An 18,015-nucleotide genomic window follows, 5' to 3' on the forward strand; every position below is an offset into this window, starting at 1 on the left:
ATTTTTCTTTGTCCTGTTAGAAGTCCCCGCCGGCCGGACAATTCCGCCGGTCATGCCCGGCGGAAAGGCCCGTCTGCAGGGGAGCCCCGCCGTCGTTTGCCGCTGACTGGGCGGCGTGAGCTGGCATGATGTTGCTGTGACCTCCCGGAACGAGCACGATGATGCAGCCCAGCCGGCGCAGACCGCCGAAGCGGTGGCCCTGCTGGAAGATGTGCGGAGCGCCCTTGCGGAGGTCAGCCTGCCGCTGGCGCTTCCAGGTGCTGACCAGGCCCGGCGTGAAGCTGCCGGCGCCGCGAGCCAGCTGGAGGACTACATCCTTCCCCGGTACCGGAGCCTGGACGCGCCGCTGCTGGCCGTTGTTGGGGGTTCCACCGGCGCCGGGAAGTCGACCCTTGTGAATGCGCTCGTGGGCCATCCGGTGACCCGTGCCGGCGCCATCCGGCCCACCACGCGCCAGCCCATCCTGCTGCACAATCCGGCGGAGGCGGCGTGGTTCGAAGGCCAGCGTGTCCTACCCGGCCTCAGCCGGATCCGCGGCGCCCTTACCGGCCAAGCCGCCGCCGGGCAGGCACCGGAACGCCCGGGGACGGCGCCGTCGTCGTCGCTCGTCCTGCTGGCGGACCCCGCCGTTCCCGCCGGGATCGCCCTGCTGGACGCCCCGGACGTCGATTCCATCGCCGATGAGAACAGGAGGCTGGCAGGACAGCTGCTGGCGGCGGCAGACCTCTGGGTTTTCGTCACCACCGCCAACCGCTACGCCGACGCCGTTCCGTGGAAGCTGCTGCTGGATGCGGCCGGCCGGGACATCATGGTGGCCGTGGTGCTGGACCGGGTTCCGCCGGGGGCGGAGGCTGAAGTCAGTGGGGACCTCCGGGCGCTCCTCGACAAGGAGGGCCTGGGCGCTGCACAGCTGTTCATCATTCCGGAGACCACACTGGATGCAAAAGGAATGCTGCCCGCTGCAGCTGTCCGTCCGCTGGCCACATGGCTGCAGGACCTCGCGGCGGACGCTGCCGGCCGCTCGGACGTCGCCCGGCGGACCCTCAACGGGGCAGTCCGGGCATTGGCCGGCAAGGTCTCCGCCATCGCCCTGGCTGCGGCAGAGCAGCGGCGCGCAGCGGGCAGCCTGGAGTCCGATGCCGTGTCGGTTTACCGGGACGCGGCGGAGCGCATCATGGATGCCACCCGCGACGGTGCGCTCCTGCGTGGTGAAGTACTCGCCCGGTGGCAGGACTTCGTCGGTACCGGTGAGTTCTTCCGCGCCCTGGAGCAGAACGTTGGACGGTTCCGGGACCGGCTGGGTGCCTTCTTCCGGGGTGAACCGCCGCCCGCCGTGCGGGTGGAGGCCGCCATCGAGACAGGCCTGCAGGCCGTCATCCTGGACGAGGCAGCCACCGCGGCCGAGGAGACCGACCAGCGCTGGCGGTCCGATCCGGCCGGGCGCAGCTGCTGGGAACGGACGATCTTTCAGGTACTGCTCCGGGCTTCGCCGACCGGGCCGCCGCGGAAATACGTGCGTGGCAGGAGGCCCTCATGGAGCTCATCCGGACAGAGGGCCAGGGCAAGCGGACCCAGGCGCGCTGGCTTTCCTTCGGAATCAACGGCCTCGGTGCCGCGCTGATGATCGTGGTCTTTTCGATGACCGCCGGACTGACAGGCCTGGAAGTCGGTGTTGCCGGCGGGACTGCGTGGTGGGCCAGCGGCTGCTGGAGGCGGTGTTCGGCGAGGATGCCGTCCGCCGGATGGCCGAAAAGGCACGGGAGGACCTCGCGCTCCGGTGCCGGCGGCTGCTGGATGAGGAGCAGCAGAAATTCCTGGACCGGCTGCCGGACAGCGTCGAGGGCACCGAAGCCGTCCTCACGGCACAGTCAAGTGCCCTGGTCCGGCTGGCAGGCAGCGCGTGAGCCGCCACAGTGCCGCCAGGGAGGCTTCCCGCCTGGACAGCAGGCTCCAGGCACTCGACGACGCCCGCGGTCTTGGCGAAGGCGTCCTGCCCGACCAGGCGCTGGAGGAAGTCCTGGCTGTCCTGGACAGGGCAAGTTCCCGCCGGTCGCTGTCCGCGGACCACACCGTGGTGGGCTTCTTCGGTGCCACGGGCAGCGGCAAATCCTCCTTGTTCAATGCGGTCAGCGGCGCGGAAATTGCGACGGCGGCGGCCCGCCGCCCCACAACATCGGAACCTTTGGCAGGGGTCTGGGGCGCCGACGGCAGCGGGCCGCTCCTTGACTGGCTCGAAGTCCGCAACCGGCACCACGCGGCCGCCGTGGACGCTTCGCCGACGAGGAGACGGGGCTGATCCTGCTGGATCTGCCCGATTTCGACTCCACCCGGGAAGCCAACCGTGAAGTGGTGGAACGGATGGTAGGCCTGGTTGACGTTCTGGTGTGGGTCTTGGACCCGCAAAAATATGCCGATGCGGCGGTCCATCACGGCTTCCTCGCCCGGCTCGCCTCCCACGGCGCGGTGACCCTCGTGGTGTTGAACCAGGTTGACCGGCTGCCGGTGCCGGACGTGGAACCGGTGCTGGAATCCCTCCGCGCCATCCTGGCCCGCGACGGCCTCGGGCAGGTGAGGGTGCTTCCGACGTCCGCGGTGACAGGCGCCGGCGTCGATACCCTGCGGGCGGCCATCCGGTCCGTTGCCGTCCAGCGCCGGGCCCAGTCGCAGAGGCTGGCCGCCGATGTTTCCAAGGCAGGCCGGGACCTGCGGGCAGCCTCGGGGGACGGGGAAGCGGCCGGGGTTGCGCCGGCGGCAAAAGCCAGGCTGGCTGAAGAACTGGCAGTGGCCGCGAATGTGCCGGTTGTGGTCAGCGCCGTTGCCCGGTCCTACCGGCTGGAATCAGTGCGGCGGACCGGCTGGCCCGTCACCAGGTGGCTTGCAAGGTTCCGTCCGGACCCCCTGCGCCGGCTCAATCTCCGCAGCACCACACCGGCCGAACTGAACCGGACGTCACTGCCGGCCGCGGGTGCCCCCGAGCGCGCCCGGACGGACGCAGCCGTGCGGGCATTCGCCGATGCCGCCAGCGCCGGTGCGCCCGGACCGTGGCGGGCCGCCATCAGGAGCGCCGCCCGGGAAGGCCGTGAAAGGCTGCCTGATGCCCTGGACCAGGCGATTGCCGGCACGGACATCGGCGCCAACCGCAAGGCATGGTGGTGGGGCCTCTTCAATGTGGTGCAGTGGCTGGCGCTCCTGACCGTGCTGGGCGGGCTTGGCTGGCTCGGCGTGCTCGCCGGCCTGGGCTACTTCCAGATGCCGGTGCCGGAGGTGCCGCGGGTGGAAGGCTGGCCCATACCCACCCTGATGGCCGCGTCCGGCGTGGTGCTGGGGGTCTTCCTTGCCGTCACCGGCCGGGTCATTGCCGCCGGCGCCGCAAACGCCCGGGCCAGCAGGGCACGGAAGCGGCTGAATAAAGCCGTGGCAGCTGTGGCCCACAAGCTGATCGTGGAGCCGGTGGAGGTGGAGGTGGGCAGGCTTGCCGCCTTCAACGCCGCCTTGAGGCGTGCCGGGGAGAGCTAGGAACCGGCCCGCAGGCCGTCCGCTACCGCTGACCGCCGGACGCCTCCAGCGCGGCCGCGGCGTCACGGACCTTGATGAGCGTCCGCAGGTTGCGTGTTGTGGTGGCCGACTTGAACTTTGCCTTTGCCGAGAGCTTGCTGAAGGGGCTGTCCAGCGTTCCGCCGGCCGGTGCCAGCCAGGCGAGGGCTTCCGGACCGAGCCGCTGCTGTTGGGTGCCTTCGAGGGCGGCACCCGCGGCATCCAGATGGTCGAGCACCTTGGTGTCCGACGACAGCGTGATGTAGGTATGGGTGGATTTGTCGTCCGCCGGCCAGGGGCAGGCATCCACCAGTGCGGCCACCCGGGATGCATCCAGGACCACAACCCAGGCCTCGTAGCCAAAGGCCGCGCGGAGGCAGTCTTCGCATTCCCGCTTGACGGCACGGGCATCACGGCTGCTGGTGAGCACCACGTTTCCGCTGGCCAGGAGGGTCTTTGCGTCGGCAAAGCCGCAGCCCTTCAGGGCCTCCCGCAGGTCCGCCATTTTGATATTGATCCCGCCCACGTTGATGCCGCGGAGGAACACCGCATAGCTGCCCATGGCCACAGCCTAGCGCCCGGTGCCCGCGGACGGTCGGGACTTGTCAGTCGTTGTTCTTGCGCAGGGCTTCGGTGAGGATGCGCCCGGCGTTGCACACCACTTCCGCGTGCAGCCGGCCGGGCTGGCGGGTGAGCCGCTCGATGGGGCCGGAGATGGACACGGCCGCGATCACCCGGCCGGACGGCCCGCGCACGGGTGCAGAAACGGAGGCAACCCCCGGCTCACGTTCGCCGAGGCTCTGGCCCCAGCCCCGGCGTCGTACGCCCGCCAGCACGGTGGGCGTGAACCGGGCGGACTGCAGGCCTTCCAGCAGTCGGTCGTGGTCCTCCCATGCCAGGAGCACCTGCGCAGCGGATCCGGCCTTCATGGACAGCTGGGTGCCCACCGGAATGGTGTCGCGAAGGCCGATGGGGCGTTCCGCCGACGCCACGCATACCCGCCAGTCACCCTGGCGGCGGAAGATCTGTGCACTCTCGCCGGTGGCGTCCCGCAACTGCATCAGGACTGGTCCTGCGGAGGCGATCAGGCGGTCCTCGCCGGCGGCGGACGCCAGTTCAACGAGCCTGCTGCCCAGGACGAAGCGGCCCTGGATATCCCGGCTGACAAGCCGGTGGTGGACCAGTGCAAGTGCCAGCCGGTGGACAGTGGGCCGGGCCAGGCCGGTGGCAGCTACCAGCTGTGCCAGCGTGGTGGGGCCGGCCTCCAGTGCATCAAGCACCTGGGCAGCTTTATCAATGACACCGACTCCACTAGAATTGTCCATGTAATGATATTGCCGTCTCAATATCTGAGATGCAAATCTTTCGGCTGGCGCACGGTGAAGCCGTCCTGCTTCAGTTGGAACAATCAATCACAACAGCAGTGAAGGGAGCTGGCCATGGCAAAGACATTGGCCGAGAAAGTCTGGGACGCGCACGTGGTGCGCAAAGGTGACGGCGACGGAGCCAACGCCCAGCCCGACCTTCTCTTCATCGACCTTCACCTGGTCCACGAGGTCACCTCGCCGCAGGCCTTCGAAGGCCTCCGCCTGGCCGGACGCAAGCTGCGCCGGCCTGACTTGACCATTGCCACGGAGGACCACAACACTCCGACGCTGGACATCGACAAGCCTATCGCCGACCTCACCAGCCGAACCCAGATCCAGACGCTGCGCAACAACTGCGCCGAGTTCGGTGTCCGGCTGCACAGCCTGGGCGACGCCGAACAGGGCATTGTGCACGTGGTTGGCCCGCAGCTGGGCCTGACCCAGCCCGGCATGACGGTGGTCTGCGGCGACTCCCACACGTCCACCCATGGTGCCTTCGGTGCACTTGCCATGGGCATTGGCACCTCGGAGGTGGAGCATGTCATGGCCACCCAGACGCTCTCCCTTAAGCCGTTCAAGACCATGGCCATCAACGTTGAGGGCACCCTCCGTCCCGGCGTCACCGCCAAGGACATCATCCTCGCCGTCATCGCGAAGATCGGCACCGGCGGCGGCCAGGGCTACGTCCTGGAATACCGCGGCTCAGCCATCCGCGCCCTGTCCATGGACGCCCGGATGACCATCTGCAACATGTCCATCGAGGCGGGCGCCCGCGCCGGCATGGTGGCCCCGGATGAAACAACCTACGCCTACATGAAGGGCCGCCCGCACGCGCCGGAGGGCGCTGACTGGGACGCTGCAGTCGAGTACTGGAACACGTTGAAGACCGACGACGACGCCGTCTTCGACGCGCAGGTGGACCTGGATGCCAACACGCTGGAGCCCTTCGTCACCTGGGGCACCAACCCCGGCCAGGGCGTTTCGCTGTCCGACTCCGTGCCGTCGCCGGAGGACTTCGGCGACGAGAACGCCAAGGCAGCCGCGGAGCGCGCCCTGCAATACATGGGCCTTGAAGCCGGCACCCGTATGAAGGACATCCGCGTCGACACCGTCTTCCTGGGTTCCTGCACCAACTCCCGCATCGAGGACCTCCGTGCGGCGGCGGACATCATCCGCGGCCGGGAAAAGGACCCCAAGGTCCGCATGCTGGTGGTTCCCGGTTCCGCCCGGGTCCGCCTGGAAGCCGAGGCCGAGGGCCTGGACCGCGTGTTCAAGGACTTCGGTGCCGAATGGCGCTTTGCCGGCTGCTCCATGTGCCTGGGCATGAACCGGACCAGCTGGAGCCGGGGGAGCGCTGCGCCTCCACCTCGAACCGCAACTTCGAAGGACGCCAGGGCAAGGGCGGCCGCACCCACTTGGTGTCCCCGGTGGTGGCCGCAGCCACAGCCGTCCGCGGCACGCTCAGCTCGCCGTCGGACCTTGGCCCGGCCCCTGAACCGGCGGCCAAGCCCGCCGGAACCGCCATCCGCACCGACGCAGCTAGGAGCCAGCCATGGAAAAGTTCACCAAGCACACCGGCGTCGGCGTTCCGCTGCGCCAGAGCAACGTCGATACCGACCAGATCATCCCCGCGGTCTACCTCAAGCGGATCACCCGCACCGGCTTCGAGGATGCCCTGTTCTCCGCCTGGCGCAAGGATCCATCCTTCATCCTGAACCAGGAGCCGTTCAACGCCGGCTCGGTCCTGGTGGCCGGCCCGGACTTCGGTACCGGGTCCTCGCGTGAACATGCGGTCTGGGCCCTGAAGGACTACGGCTTCAAGGCGGTCCTTTCCTCCCGGTTCGCCGACATCTTCCGCGGCAATTCCGGCAAGCAGGGACTGCTCGCCGCGCAGGTGGCCCAGGACGATATCGAACTGATCTGGAAAGAGCTGGAAAACGCTCCGGGCACCGAGGTCACCGTGGACCTCGAGTCCAAGACAGTGGTGTGCGGCAACATCGTGGCACCGTTCGACATCGACGACTACACCCGCTGGCGCCTGCTGGAGGGCCTGGACGATATCGGGCTGACCCTGCAGCACGAGGCGGACATCACGGCGTACGAGGCCACGCGTCCGGCCTTCAAGCCGAAAACCCTGCCGGCCAAGCTTTCCTGACCGCTCCACAGCTTCCGTCCGCAGTACCCGGGCCCCGCCACACCACGTCGGCGGGGCCCGCGTATTTCGGTTCGGTAACACGACCTCCTATGCTTGGGTGGAGCCTTTGCAAGGATTTGGGGGCGAGTAATCGTGAGGAAACCGGTATATGAGTAGTGTTCTGACAATCCGCGGCGGAGTCCCGCTTACAGGCCGCGTCAGCGTCCGGGGGGCAAAGAATCTGGTTCCCAAGGCCATGGTGGCCGCATTGCTGGGCAATGAACCGTCGGTGTTGCGGAACGTCCCGGAAATCAAGGACGTGGAGGTAGTCACCTCCCTGCTGCAGCTGCACGGCGTCACGGTGGTCAAGGACCCTGTCAACGGCGATCTCACCCTTGATCCCAAGGATGCGAAGACTGCGCCGAGCACGGCCATCGACGCCCACGCCGGCGATTCCAGGATTCCCATCCTGCTCTGCGGTCCCCTGATCCACGCGATCGGCGAAGCCTTCATCCCGGACCTGGGCGGCTGCAAGATTGGTGACCGCCCCATCGACTACCACCTGGATGTCCTGCGCCAGTTCGGTGCCGTGGTAGAGAAGCGTCCCGGCGGCATCCACATCTCCGCGCCCAAGGGACTCCACGGCGCCAAGATTTCCCTGCCGTATCCCTCCGTGGGTGCCACGGAGCAGGTGCTCCTGAGCGCCACCCGCGCCGAAGGCATCACCGAGTTGTCCGGTGCAGCAACCGAGCCGGAGATCATCGACCTCATCGCCGTGCTGCAGAAAATGGGCGCCATCATCAGCGTCCAGACGGACCGGACCATCCGCATCGAGGGTGTCCGCGACCTGGGCGGCTACAACCACCGGGCCCTGTCAGACCGGAACGAGTCGGCATCCTGGGCCTCCGCCGCCCTGGTCACCCGCGGCGACATCTTCGTTGAGGGGGCATCCCAGCGGGACATGATGACTTTCCTGAACACCTACCGCAAGGTGGGCGGGGGAATGGACATCGGCGAGGACGGCATCCGCTTCTACCACCCGGGCGGAAAGCTCAACCCGCTGGTCCTGGAAACGGACGTCCACCCGGGGTTCATGACCGACTGGCAGCAGCCGCTGGTGGTGGCCCTCACCCAGGCTGAGGGCGTATCCATCGTCCACGAGACGGTCTACGAGAACCGGTTCGGCTTCACCGACGCCTGATCAGGATGGGCGCCAGCATCCAGGTGCACCGCGAATGCCTGGGCAGCGTTCCCTGCCGATTCGGGCAGCGGAACTTCCTGCACTCGGCAGTGATTTCGGGACCCACCCAGCTCAAGGGAACAGACATCGACGTGCCGGACCTCCGTGGCGGCTTCAGCCACCTGATTGCCGCCCTGGCGGCCACGGGCACCTCACGGGTCACCGGCATCGACATCATCAACCGCGGCTACGAGCGCTTCACTGAAAAGCTCGCCGGACTCGGTGCCGATTTCGACATCACCACCAAGAAGTAGCGGGGGACCGTGAAGGAATCGGCCAAGAGCAGGGCCACGTTCATTTTCATTGCCGGCGTTGCGCGCCCGCTGCTGAACCTCATGATGGGGAAGAAGTGGGAGGGAACCGACAAGCTTCCCGCCGGCGGGTTCATTGCCGCCCCGAACCACTGCACCGAAATTGACCCGCTGGTGGTGGGCCACATGCTGTACAACAACAACAGGGCGCCGCACTTCCTGGCAAAGGCGGCCCTCTTCAAGGTGCCCGGCCTCGGCTGGCTGCTGCGCGCCACCAAACAGGTCCCCGTGGAGCGTTCGACGGCGGGAGCCAACCGCTCGCTGCAGGTCGCCCAGGAGATCGTCGCCGAGGGCGGGGCCATCATCATCTACCCCGAAGGCACCCTGACCCGGGATCCGGACCTGTGGCCCATGAAGGGCCATACCGGGGCGGCCAGGCTCGCGCTCGAGGGCGGAATCCCGGTGGTCCCCATCGCGCACTGGGGAGCCCACGAGGTCTTTCCCCGCTACGGCAAAAGCTTCCACCTGTTCCCCCGCAAGCAGTCCCGCGTGGTGGTGGGGGACCCCGTGGACCTCAGCGCGTTCGCCGGCAAGCCCCTGGACAAGGCCACGCTCACGGCGGCCACTGACGCAATCATGGACGCCATCACCGGCCTCCTGGCTGACCTGCGCGGTGAACAGCCCCCGGCCGAGCGCTGGGACCCGGCGCGGCAGCAGCAGGCCAAGCACGGGCGGTTCGTTGAACGCGGACAGCAGCAGTCCGGCGACGGGGCGGATGCCCAGTGACGCTTGACGCGGACATGACCGGTTCTGCGCGGTCCGTGGCCGTGCTCGGCGCCGGATCCTGGGGGACTACCTTCGCAAAGATCCTGGCCGATGCCGCCATCGCCGCGGACTCCCCGCGCGCCATCAGGGTCTGGGGCCGGCGGCCCGAAGTGGTGGAACAGATCAACGCCAGCCATCGCAATGAACAGTATTTGAAGGACATCGCCCTTCCCCCCAGCATCACAGCGTCCACCGACGTCCGTGAGGTGCTCCACGGGGCCGACCTCGTGGTCCTTGCGGTCCCGGCCCAGTCGCTGCGGCCGCAACTGCGGGAATGGAAGGGCCTGATCTCGCCGGGGGCCATCGTGGTCTCCCTCATGAAGGGCCTTGAGCTCGGGACCGACTCGCGCATGAGCCAGGTCATCCAGGAGGAGCTGGACCTTCCCGCGGACCGGATCGCCGTCGTCTCCGGCCCCAACCTGGCCATGGAAATTGCCCGCGAGGAACCCACCGCCTCCGTGGTGGCCTGCGCGGAACCGGCAGTCGCCGGCTGGCTGGCCAGAAGCTGCACCGCGCCGTACTTCCGGCCCTACACCACCTCGGACGTGGTGGGCGTCGAAATCGGCGGGATCGTCAAGAACGTCATCGCACTGGCAGTGGGCATCTGCGAGGGCAAGCAGATGGGGGACAACACCAAGGCCTCGGTCATCACCCGGGGACTTGCGGAAACTTCACGGCTGGCCCTGGCCCTGGGCGGTGAAGCGAAAACCATGGCGGGCCTCGCCGGCCTGGGTGACCTGGTGGCCACCTGTTCGTCGCCGCTGTCCCGGAACCATACCGCCGGACGGCTTCTTGGCCAGGGCCTCACCCTCGAGGAAGTGGGCCAGAAGATGACCCAAACAGCCGAGGGCATCAAATCGGGCCAGGCCGTGCACGAACTGGCCGGCAAGCTGGGCGTGGACATGCCCATCACGGCCGCCGTCGTGGCAGTGCTTGCCGGCAAGCTGTCCGTTAACCAACTGGGGACTGTCCTGCTGTCCCGGGAACTGAAACCTGAAGGCGATTACTGACCATGTCCCATGACAACCTGACCGCAGGTAAACCGGCCAAACCCCGGGTCGCGGTACTTTTCGGCGGCCGCTCGAGCGAGCATGCCGTCAGTTGCGTCACCGCTGCCGGCGTCCTCGGTGCCATTAATAAGGACAAGTACGAGGTGATTCCGATCGGAATCGCCAAGTCCGGGCAGTGGGTACTGGCCTCCGCCGACACCGCCCAATGGTCCCTTTCCTCATCATCGCTGCCCGAGGTTGTGCCGTCGGCGGAGACCGTAACGCTCGCGGAGATCGGCGGCGAGCACCAGTTGATCGTGGCGGCACCCAACGAAGTCCCCAAGGAGCTGGGAACCGTCGACGTGGTGTTCCCGCTGCTGCACGGCCCGTTCGGCGAGGACGGCACCATCCAGGGGCTGCTGGAGCTTTCAGACACCCGGTACGTGGGCGCTGGGGTCCTGGCTTCCGCCGTGGGCATGGACAAGCACTTCATGAAAGTGGTCTTCGAGGCAGCCGGACTGCAGGTGGGCCCGTACATCGCGGTCACGGACCGGCAGTGGCGCAAGGACCCCGAAGCCGTCCGCAAGCAGGTGGACCGCCTCGGTTTCCCTGTTTTCGTCAAGCCCGCCCGGGCCGGTTCCTCCATGGGGATCTCCAAGGTGGACTCCATGGAGCACCTGGACTCCGCCATCGAGGAGGCACGCCGGCACGATCTCAAGCTGGTCATTGAGGCAGGAATTGCGGGCCGCGAGATCGAGTGCGCCGTACTGGAAGGCAGGGGCACTGACGCTCCGCGGACCTCGATGCCCGGTGAGATTTCCGTGGCCGGCGGCGGCCACGAGTTCTATGACTTCGAGGCAAAGTACGTGGAGGACAATGCCGCAGCGCTGAGTTGTCCCGCCGACATGCCGGAGGAAGCCATCGCCCGGGTCCGTGAGCTTGCCGCGGCAGCGTTTGACGCGGTTGGCGCCGAAGGGCTGAGCCGGGTGGATTTCTTCTACACTCCTGAGGGCGAACTGGTGATCAACGAGATCAACACCATGCCGGGCTTCACGCCCAAGAGCATGTACCCGCAGATGTGGGCCGCGTCCGGGCTCAGCTATCCGGACCTGATCGACGAGCTCATCTACCTGGCATTGAACCGCAGGACCGGCCTGCGCTGACGGGCCGCGGAGGGCCCTGTCCGGGGCAACCCGGAAGGGCCTTCCTATTGGCTCTGCGGCAGGTCCTGCAACTCTTCCTGGCCCACGCAGTTCCGGGTCGCCGGGATCTTGCCGGCCGAGGTGGCAAGGTCAGCGAGGACCGTGGCCGAACTGATCTTGTCCGGATCCATGAGAATTTCGGTGGCTGGCTCACGGCCGTAGGTGGTCAGTGTCCACACCGGGTCACCCTCCTTGATCACCCAGTCAATGCCGTTCACGGTCACGCACCGGTCCGTCGTGGGCCCGGGCACGTTGACGCCGCAGCGCAGGATGACGAGGGACGGGTCGCCCCAGGCGGCCGTTGCCTGGCTGTTCGTCTTCCGCAACTGCGCCTCTCCAATCGCATCAGGCAGTGACACCATCATGGGGGCGCAGGCCGGATTGGCAGCATCCTTGGCAGCCGTGACGTCCACTGCGGGGGAACACCCGGCCAGGGAGAAAGCGGCAAGGGCTCCAACCAGTGCAATCCTGGCGGCACGGACGAAGAAGGAAGGCATGGGGTGGTGCATTTTTCCATCATCCCGGCTTGCGCGTGGCAAGACCAATCGCCCGGCTGTTTCCCCTTGTCAGCGCCGCCGGCGCCGAAGTGCAGCGTTGCTGACGCACCCTTATAAGCTGGCTTCATCATGAAAAATACCGCTGTTGCTGCGCCATCCCACCGGCTGGATCCAGAAGCAAAGACCTCCCGGCCCATCCGCGCGCACAGCATCAGGGCGGCGGGTGTTCTTGCCGCCGTCGCGGTCCTGGGCTTCCTCTCATGGTTCCGGCTTCCGGAAGTGACCCGTGGCACGCTCTGGGCGGAGGACGCGGCAGTCTTCCTGGCCGACACCATGTCCATCGGAGCATGGCAAAGCATCGCTGACCCCTACGCCGGCTACCTTCACACAATCCCGCGGCTTGTTTCCGGCATCGCGTATACGGTTGCCCCGATCGACGCCTATGCCACGCTTGTTTCCTTCCTGAGCTGCGTGGTGGTGGCCGCGGTTTCCGTGGGCACCTACTTTTGTCCGCGCAGATGTTCCCCCACCGGAGCTACCGCCTGATGCTGGCACTGATCCCGGTCCTGGTTCCGGTGGGCCCCCTGGAGGTCCTGGGCAACGTTGCCAACCTCCACTGGTACCTGCTCTGGCTCTGCCCCTGGCTGCTCGTTTATGAGCCGCGGGGATGGACTGGGCGTGCCGGGCTCTTTGTTGCCACCCTGGCCGCCGCCACCACCGAGATCATCGTGGGCATCTTCCTGCCCCTGGCACTGTGGTCACTGGTGAAGAGGCGGAACTATGCAGCGCCGCTGGCCCTGGTTGCGGGCATCGGCCTCCAGCTGTTGGCCACGGTCGCGGATCCCCGCTACGCAGAAACGCCCCGTCTGGACTCCATGCAGCCTTTGTCGGTCATCTACGGATTCATCCTGCAGGCAGTCGGCTCGATCTGGGAGCCGGACGCCCGCACCATGGCGCTGAACATCGTGACTTTCGGCGGCTTTGCCGTGGTTGTCCCCTCCATCATTGTCCTCGGGTTGCTCGCCTACATCACCATTTACGGGCGCGCCCCGTTGAAGGTTGCAGCCTTGTATGCGGCGGGCGCTGCCGCAGCCTGCTGGGCGGCTGCGACAGTGCTTAATCCCTCACCCGAATTCGATTTCGCGAATTTCTCGAGGGACGACTGGCTGTCCGGCTTCACGTTCTTCCGCTATGCGGTCACGCCTTCCATGTTCCTGCTTGCCCTGGTTCCCATGGCCTGCGCTGTGGCTGAGGACAGAGGGATCATCGGACGCAACCGGGCCAGGTACCTGGCTCCGGTCCTGATGGCAGTCTTCCTGTCCACCAGCTATTTCGAGGCCACGCCTGCCAGGCAGACCGGGCCCGAATGGACGACCGGGGTCCGGGCAGCCGCCGCGCAGTGCGCGGCGGACCCGTCCCTGACCGAGGCAGTCATTGCCGTGACACCCGCCACGTGGCAGGTGGCTGTTCCCTGCCGGGTGCTGTCCGGCCGTTAATTGGACAGCAGCGGTTGGGCAGCCGGCAGACACCCAATGTCAGGGGCGCGCTGTAGCGTAGTGCCGTGCCTGAAAAGCCCTTGAGCAACAGTGAATCCATCCGACCCGGCGCGGGCAGCGCCGGCCCTGCGCCCCAGGACTCCTTGACCATGGAGTCCGGCAGCCGGGAGCGACAGCCGGCCGTGGCCGGACTGTCGGAAGCCGAACTGCTGGCCAGGATCTTTCCCCGGCTTGCCATGGGCAGCGCGCATACCGAGGCCACGCTGCTCGGCCCCGGGGATGACGCCGCGGTGCTTGCCGTACCCGACGGGCGAACCGTCATCAGCATCGACACCCAGGTCGAGGACCAGGACTTCCGCCTTGCCTGGGCCAACGGCTACCGCACCACCGGGTACGACGTCGGCTGGAAGGCAGCTGCACAGAACCTCAGCGACATCAACGCCATGGGGGCCAGCGCAACATCCATGGTGGTAAGCCTCACGCTGCCGCCGGATACCCCGGTCAGCTGGGTTGAGGACCTGGCAGACGGACTCATCGCAGGAATCCGGGAACTGGGCGCCGGCCGCTGCTCGGTTGCCGGCGGCGACCTTGGCCGGGGGCGGGAAATCTCCGTTACCGTCGCCGTCCTTGGAACGCTCGACGGCGGCGCTGCCGTCCTGCGTTCCGGTGCGCAGCCAGGCGACGTGCTGGCGCTGGCGGGCACGGCGGGGCACGCCGCTGCGGGCCTCGCGCTGCTCGAATCAGATGTGCCTGTGGACCGTCTCAACCCGGAGCAGCGTGTGTTCCTGGAACTGCAGTGCCGGCCCCGGCCGCCACTGTCAGCTGGTCCAGCCGCCAGGGCTGCCGGGGCCAGCGCCATGCTGGATATCTCGGACGGCCTGGTCCGCGATGGCCGCCGGCTGGCGGCTGCCAGCCAGGTGGCCGTGGACCTCGACCCGGAACAGCTGGCGCGCCTGGCGTCCGTCCTCCAGCCGGCCGCAGAGCTGCTCCGGGCCGATGCGCGGGAATGGGTCCTCAGCGGCGGGGAGGACCACGGACTGCTCGCCACATTCCCGCCCGGCATTCAGCTGCCTCCCGGATTCACTGCGATAGGCTCGGTACAAGCACTGGGAATCAACGAGGTTCCGGGCGTCAGGATTGCGGGCCGGTCCGCGGACACCGGGGGATGGGATCACTTTGCACACTAAGGTTGCCGCCAACGCGCAAGCGATGAAGAGATGGCTGGGCAAGGCCGAAACTGCCCTGGGCAACCACAGCGACCGCCTGAACGCCATCAATATCTTCCCCGTTGCAGACGGGGACACCGGCACCAACCTGTACCTGACCGTCCGGGCCGCAGCGCGCTCCCTCGCCGCGGGCACGGGCCAGCCGGCACAGGTGGACGTTGGCGCAGTCCTGTCCACCGCAGGGCAGGCTGCCCTCGAAGAGGCAAGGGGCAATTCCGGGACGTTGTTCTCCGTTTTCCTTTGCGCCGCCGCAGAGCCGCTTGAAGGCCATACCCGGCTGACCTCCACCCTGCTTGCCGCGGCCCTGAACCGGGCCCAGATCCGTGCCTGGTCCGCATTGAGCGACCCCGTACCGGGCACCATGCTCTCCGTTATGGAATCCGCAGCGCGCGCGGCAGCCGCAGTGGATGCCGGGCAGAACGGAGATGACAGCAACCATGCCCTGGGCCTGGCGCTGGATGCCGCCGTTGAGGGAGCGCTGGCAGCTGTCATCCAGACGGAGGACCAGCTCGATGCCCTGACCACCGCCCACGTTGTGGACGCCGGCGGCGTCGGCATGCTGCTGATCCTTGACTGCCTCCGCTCCGCGGTCATGGGGGTTGAGCTCCAGAGCGAACTTCTTGACGGGCTCCACGGCTACGACGTCGCGGACCCGCACATCCATGCCGACATGCCGGACGACGACGGCGTGGAGGTCATGTGCACCATCAACCTGTCCCCGCTGAACGCCGCCACCCTCCGGCAGCGCCTGGACGAAATCGGCGAGTCCGTCATCATGAGCCAGGTGGCAGCGGCGCTGACGCGGGCGGGAACTACCGGTGGCGGGTCCACGTCCACGTTCCGGATCCGGAGCCTGCCGTCGCCATCATCCGGTCCCTTGGCGAACCCTCCCAGGTCAGCATCAGTGAACTCGCGCTGCCGCGGGAACCTGATGCCAGCGCAGTCAACACCGCCGGGCATGAACGCTGAGCTGGACCTGGCCCTGGAACGGCGCATCGGCAAACGTTCCGCCGCCGTCATCGAAAAACACCTGGGCATCACCACGGTCGAGGAGCTGCTGAACTACTTTCCCCGCCGCTACCTCACCCGCGGCGAACTGACGCCCATCAGCGACATTCCGCTCGATGAGGACGTCACCCTGATCGCCCGGGTGCTCTCCAGCAGTACCCGGACCATGCGCGCACGGAAGGGAACCATCACCGACGTCGTCATCTCGGACGACGACGGCCAGGCCGGGCTGCGGCTCGTGGGCGGCACCGATTACCGCGGGAAAGCCCCGGGTACGCTCAAGATCAGCTTCTTCAACGGTTACCGGGCCAAGGCTGAATTGCTGCCCGGCAGGCGGGCGCTGTTCTCCGGCAAGGTCACCAGCTTCAAAGGTTCGCTTGGCCTGACAAACCCCGATTACCACGTCCTGGACGAGGAGCCCTTCTCCGCGGGCGGGCAGGATGCCGGCAAGCTGGCCGCCATGCCCATTCCCGTCTATCCGGCAACGGCAAAGCTCCCGAGCTGGAAAATCCAGAAGGTGGTCGCCGCCCTGCTGGAGACGGCGGACCTCGCCTCGCTGCCGGACCCCGTTCCAGCGGCCGTTGCTGAACGCGAAGGCTTCCTGCCCCTCCACCAGGCGTACCGGCTGATCCATGCGCCAGAAACGGCGGCGGACTGGAAGCAGGCGCGCGAGCGGCTCCGGTACCAGGAAGCGCTGGTCCTGCAGTCGGCGCTCGCCCGGCGCAGGGCCCAGTTGGCTTCAGAGGAGGCCACCGCGCGGCGGCCACGACCGGACGGGGTGCGGGCCGCGTTCGACCGCAGCCTCCCCTTCACGCTGACCGACGGCCAGGCCGCTGTGGGCAAGACCCTTGCCGGGGAGCTGGCGCGCGATTTCCCGATGAACCGGTTGCTCCAGGGCGAGGTGGGCTCCGGCAAGACGGTGGTGGCGCTGCGTGCCATGCTGCAGGTAGTCGACGCCGGAGGGCAGGCGGCCCTGCTGGCCCCCACCGAAGTGCTGGCCGCACAGCACTATGATTCCATCCGCCGCACCCTCGGCCCGCTCTCCAGGGATGGGCTGCTGGGCGGCCTGGGCGCCGGGGACGACGCATCCGTCCAGGTCACCCTGCTCACGGGGTCCATGCCGACGGCGGCCCGCAGGCAGGCAATGCTGGACGCCGCGTCCGGAACGGCCGGCATCGTCATCGGCACCCACGCCTTGCTCAGTGACAACGTGTCCTTCTACGACCTCGGCCTGATCGTGGTGGACGAGCAGCATCGGTTCGGTGTGGAGCAGCGTGATGCCCTCCGCGCCAAAGCCCGGAAACCGCCCCACCTGCTGGTCATGACAGCTACTCCGATTCCCCGCACGGTGGCCATGACCGTCTTCGGCGACCTTGAAACATCCACTCTTGACGAACTGCCCAAGGGCCGTGCGCCCATCACCACGCACCTGGTGGGCCTCGCGGAAAACCCTGCGTGGGCCGGCCGGATCTGGGCCCGCGCGCGCGAGGAGATCGACGCCGGCCACCAGGTGTACGTCGTCTGTCCCAAGATCGGCACCGACGACGGCGACTTCAGCCCCGGCGAAGCGGAGCCGCCCGGCCTTGATGCCGAGGAAAGCCAGCGGGAACTGGCGTCGGTGACAGCCGTCGTCGAACATCTGCAGGGTGAACCTTCCCTGTCAGGCGTGCCGCTGGCTCCGCTGCACGGACGCCAGGACCCCGAGCTGAAGTCGGCCACGATGGCCGGGTTCGTGGACAACACCGTCAAACTGCTGGTCTCGACCACCGTGATCGAGGTGGGCGTGGACGTCCACAACGCAACACTGATGGTCATCCTAGACGCCGACCGGTTCGGCATCTCCCAGCTGCACCAGCTCCGCGGCCGCGTGGGACGTGGAGGACTGCCCGGCACCTGCCTGCTGGTCACGGCACTCGAACCGGGCCATCCCAGCCGGCGGAGGCTGGAAGCAGTGGCCGCGACCACCGACGGCTTCGTCCTGTCGCAGGAGGACCTGAAGCTCCGCCGCGAGGGCGACATCCTGGGAGCCTCCCAGTCCGGCGGGCGCTCCACCTTGAAGCTGCTGCGGGTCCTGGAGCACGAGGATGTCATTGCCCGGGCCAGGGAGGACGCGCAGGACATTGTGGCCGCGGACCCGTTCCTGTCCCGCCACGAGGAACTGGCGGACGCCATCGAGAAGTACCTTAACCCGGAAAAGGAGGCGTTCCTTGAACGCGGATAACAGGGGAGCTGCCGGATACGCCGGC

General features: G+C 67.5%; 11 protein-coding genes and 5 pseudogenes. 13 read left to right on the forward strand and 3 right to left on the reverse strand.

Annotation, left to right across the window (positions count from 1 at the left end; genetic code table 11):
* Positions 1 to 136 precede the first annotated feature (136 nt).
* Together G205_RS02315 and G205_RS02320 are read left to right on the forward strand one after the other, a co-directional pair.
* Positions 137 to 1,904, forward strand: a pseudogene (locus tag G205_RS02315) (dynamin family protein).
* A pseudogene (locus tag G205_RS02320) lies at positions 1,901 to 3,516 on the forward strand (GTPase). Before G205_RS02315 ends, G205_RS02320 begins: the two co-directional pseudogenes overlap by 4 nt.
* A gap of 22 nt (positions 3,517 to 3,538) precedes the next feature.
* Here G205_RS02320 and G205_RS02325 read toward each other — a convergent pair.
* Both G205_RS02325 and G205_RS02330 read right to left on the reverse strand, forming a co-directional pair.
* Entirely contained in the window at positions 3,539 to 4,096 is a 558-nt protein-coding gene (locus G205_RS02325; RefSeq protein WP_009356551.1) for a DUF1697 domain-containing protein, read from the reverse strand.
* A 43-nt stretch (positions 4,097 to 4,139) separates the two neighbouring features.
* A complete protein-coding gene (locus G205_RS02330; protein WP_009356552.1) occupies positions 4,140 to 4,859 on the reverse strand; it encodes an IclR family transcriptional regulator in 720 nt (239 codons plus the stop codon).
* A gap of 114 nt (positions 4,860 to 4,973) precedes the next feature.
* Here G205_RS02330 and leuC point away from each other — a divergent pair.
* The 6 genes and pseudogenes from leuC to G205_RS02360 form a co-directional block, all read left to right on the forward strand.
* A pseudogene (gene leuC / locus G205_RS02335) lies at positions 4,974 to 6,424 on the forward strand (3-isopropylmalate dehydratase large subunit); the annotation flags it as partial.
* A gap of 29 nt (positions 6,425 to 6,453) precedes the next feature.
* Positions 6,454 to 7,056 carry a 3-isopropylmalate dehydratase small subunit gene (gene leuD / locus G205_RS02340; protein WP_009356554.1) on the forward strand — a complete coding sequence of 201 codons (603 nt, stop codon included), beginning with the start codon at positions 6,454 to 6,456 and terminating at the stop codon, positions 7,054 to 7,056.
* Positions 7,057 to 7,204: 148 nt separating this feature from the next.
* Positions 7,205 to 8,529: pseudogene (gene murA / locus G205_RS02345) on the forward strand (UDP-N-acetylglucosamine 1-carboxyvinyltransferase).
* Positions 8,530 to 8,538: 9 nt separating this feature from the next.
* Complete coding sequence (locus G205_RS02350) at positions 8,539 to 9,312, forward strand: lysophospholipid acyltransferase family protein (protein ID WP_009356555.1); 774 nt, start codon at positions 8,539 to 8,541, stop codon at positions 9,310 to 9,312.
* A 14-nt stretch (positions 9,313 to 9,326) separates the two neighbouring features.
* Positions 9,327 to 10,361 (forward strand): NAD(P)H-dependent glycerol-3-phosphate dehydrogenase, encoded by a 1,035-nt coding sequence (locus tag G205_RS02355; protein ID WP_035751824.1) that lies wholly within the window; start codon positions 9,327 to 9,329, stop codon positions 10,359 to 10,361.
* Between the two features lie 2 nt (positions 10,362 to 10,363).
* Positions 10,364 to 11,503: a D-alanine--D-alanine ligase family protein gene (locus tag G205_RS02360; RefSeq protein WP_009356557.1), complete on the forward strand. Its 1,140-nt coding sequence runs from the start codon at positions 10,364 to 10,366 to the stop codon at positions 11,501 to 11,503.
* Between the two features lie 44 nt (positions 11,504 to 11,547).
* Here G205_RS02360 and G205_RS02365 read toward each other — a convergent pair whose 3' ends face one another.
* Entirely contained in the window at positions 11,548 to 12,039 is a 492-nt protein-coding gene (locus G205_RS02365) for a DUF3515 domain-containing protein (protein ID WP_009356558.1), read from the reverse strand.
* Between the two features lie 129 nt (positions 12,040 to 12,168).
* On the opposite strand from G205_RS02365, the gene G205_RS02370 reads away from it, so the two are divergent.
* From G205_RS02370 to G205_RS02385, 5 genes and pseudogenes are all read left to right on the forward strand, one after another.
* Complete coding sequence (locus G205_RS02370; protein WP_009356559.1) at positions 12,169 to 12,585, forward strand: hypothetical protein; 417 nt, start codon at positions 12,169 to 12,171, stop codon at positions 12,583 to 12,585.
* Positions 12,585 to 13,535 (forward strand): hypothetical protein, encoded by a 951-nt coding sequence (locus tag G205_RS02375; protein ID WP_009356560.1) that lies wholly within the window; start codon positions 12,585 to 12,587, stop codon positions 13,533 to 13,535. The genes G205_RS02370 and G205_RS02375 overlap by 1 nt, the downstream gene beginning before the upstream one ends.
* Before the next feature lie 149 nt (positions 13,536 to 13,684).
* Complete coding sequence (thiL, locus tag G205_RS02380) at positions 13,685 to 14,722, forward strand: thiamine-phosphate kinase (protein WP_009356561.1); 1,038 nt, start codon at positions 13,685 to 13,687, stop codon at positions 14,720 to 14,722.
* A 22-nt stretch (positions 14,723 to 14,744) separates the two neighbouring features.
* Positions 14,745 to 15,730: pseudogene (locus tag G205_RS20880) on the forward strand (DAK2 domain-containing protein).
* On the forward strand, positions 15,720 to 17,990 hold the full coding sequence (locus tag G205_RS02385; RefSeq protein WP_035751826.1) for an ATP-dependent DNA helicase RecG: 2,271 nt from the start codon (positions 15,720 to 15,722) through the stop codon (positions 17,988 to 17,990). Before G205_RS20880 ends, G205_RS02385 begins: the two are co-directional and overlap by 11 nt.
* Positions 17,991 to 18,015: the final 25 nt, after the last annotated feature.

The organism is Arthrobacter nitrophenolicus (genome assembly GCF_000332815.1).
GTDB classification, from domain to species: Bacteria; Actinomycetota; Actinomycetes; order Actinomycetales; family Micrococcaceae; genus Arthrobacter; species Arthrobacter nitrophenolicus.

What these genes read in the sequence shown, in the direction of transcription:
- G205_RS02325 (WP_009356551.1), bottom strand. Translation starts at nt 4,096, where the DNA reads ATGGGCAGCTATGCGGTGTTCCTCCGCGGCATCAACGTGGGCGGGATC.
- G205_RS02330 (WP_009356552.1), bottom strand. Translation starts at nt 4,859, where the DNA reads ATGGACAATTCTAGTGGAGTCGGTGTCATTGATAAAGCTGCCCAGGTG.
- leuD (WP_009356554.1), top strand. Translation starts at nt 6,454, where the DNA reads ATGGAAAAGTTCACCAAGCACACCGGCGTCGGCGTTCCGCTGCGCCAG.
- G205_RS02355 (WP_035751824.1), top strand. Translation starts at nt 9,327, where the DNA reads ATGACCGGTTCTGCGCGGTCCGTGGCCGTGCTCGGCGCCGGATCCTGG.
- G205_RS02360 (WP_009356557.1), top strand. Translation starts at nt 10,364, where the DNA reads ATGTCCCATGACAACCTGACCGCAGGTAAACCGGCCAAACCCCGGGTC.
- G205_RS02365 (WP_009356558.1), bottom strand. Translation starts at nt 12,039, where the DNA reads ATGCCTTCCTTCTTCGTCCGTGCCGCCAGGATTGCACTGGTTGGAGCC.
- G205_RS02370 (WP_009356559.1), top strand. Translation starts at nt 12,169, where the DNA reads ATGAAAAATACCGCTGTTGCTGCGCCATCCCACCGGCTGGATCCAGAA.
- G205_RS02375 (WP_009356560.1), top strand. Translation starts at nt 12,585, where the DNA reads ATGCTGGCACTGATCCCGGTCCTGGTTCCGGTGGGCCCCCTGGAGGTC.
- thiL (WP_009356561.1), top strand. Translation starts at nt 13,685, where the DNA reads ATGGAGTCCGGCAGCCGGGAGCGACAGCCGGCCGTGGCCGGACTGTCG.
- G205_RS02385 (WP_035751826.1), top strand. Translation starts at nt 15,720, where the DNA reads ATGAACGCTGAGCTGGACCTGGCCCTGGAACGGCGCATCGGCAAACGT.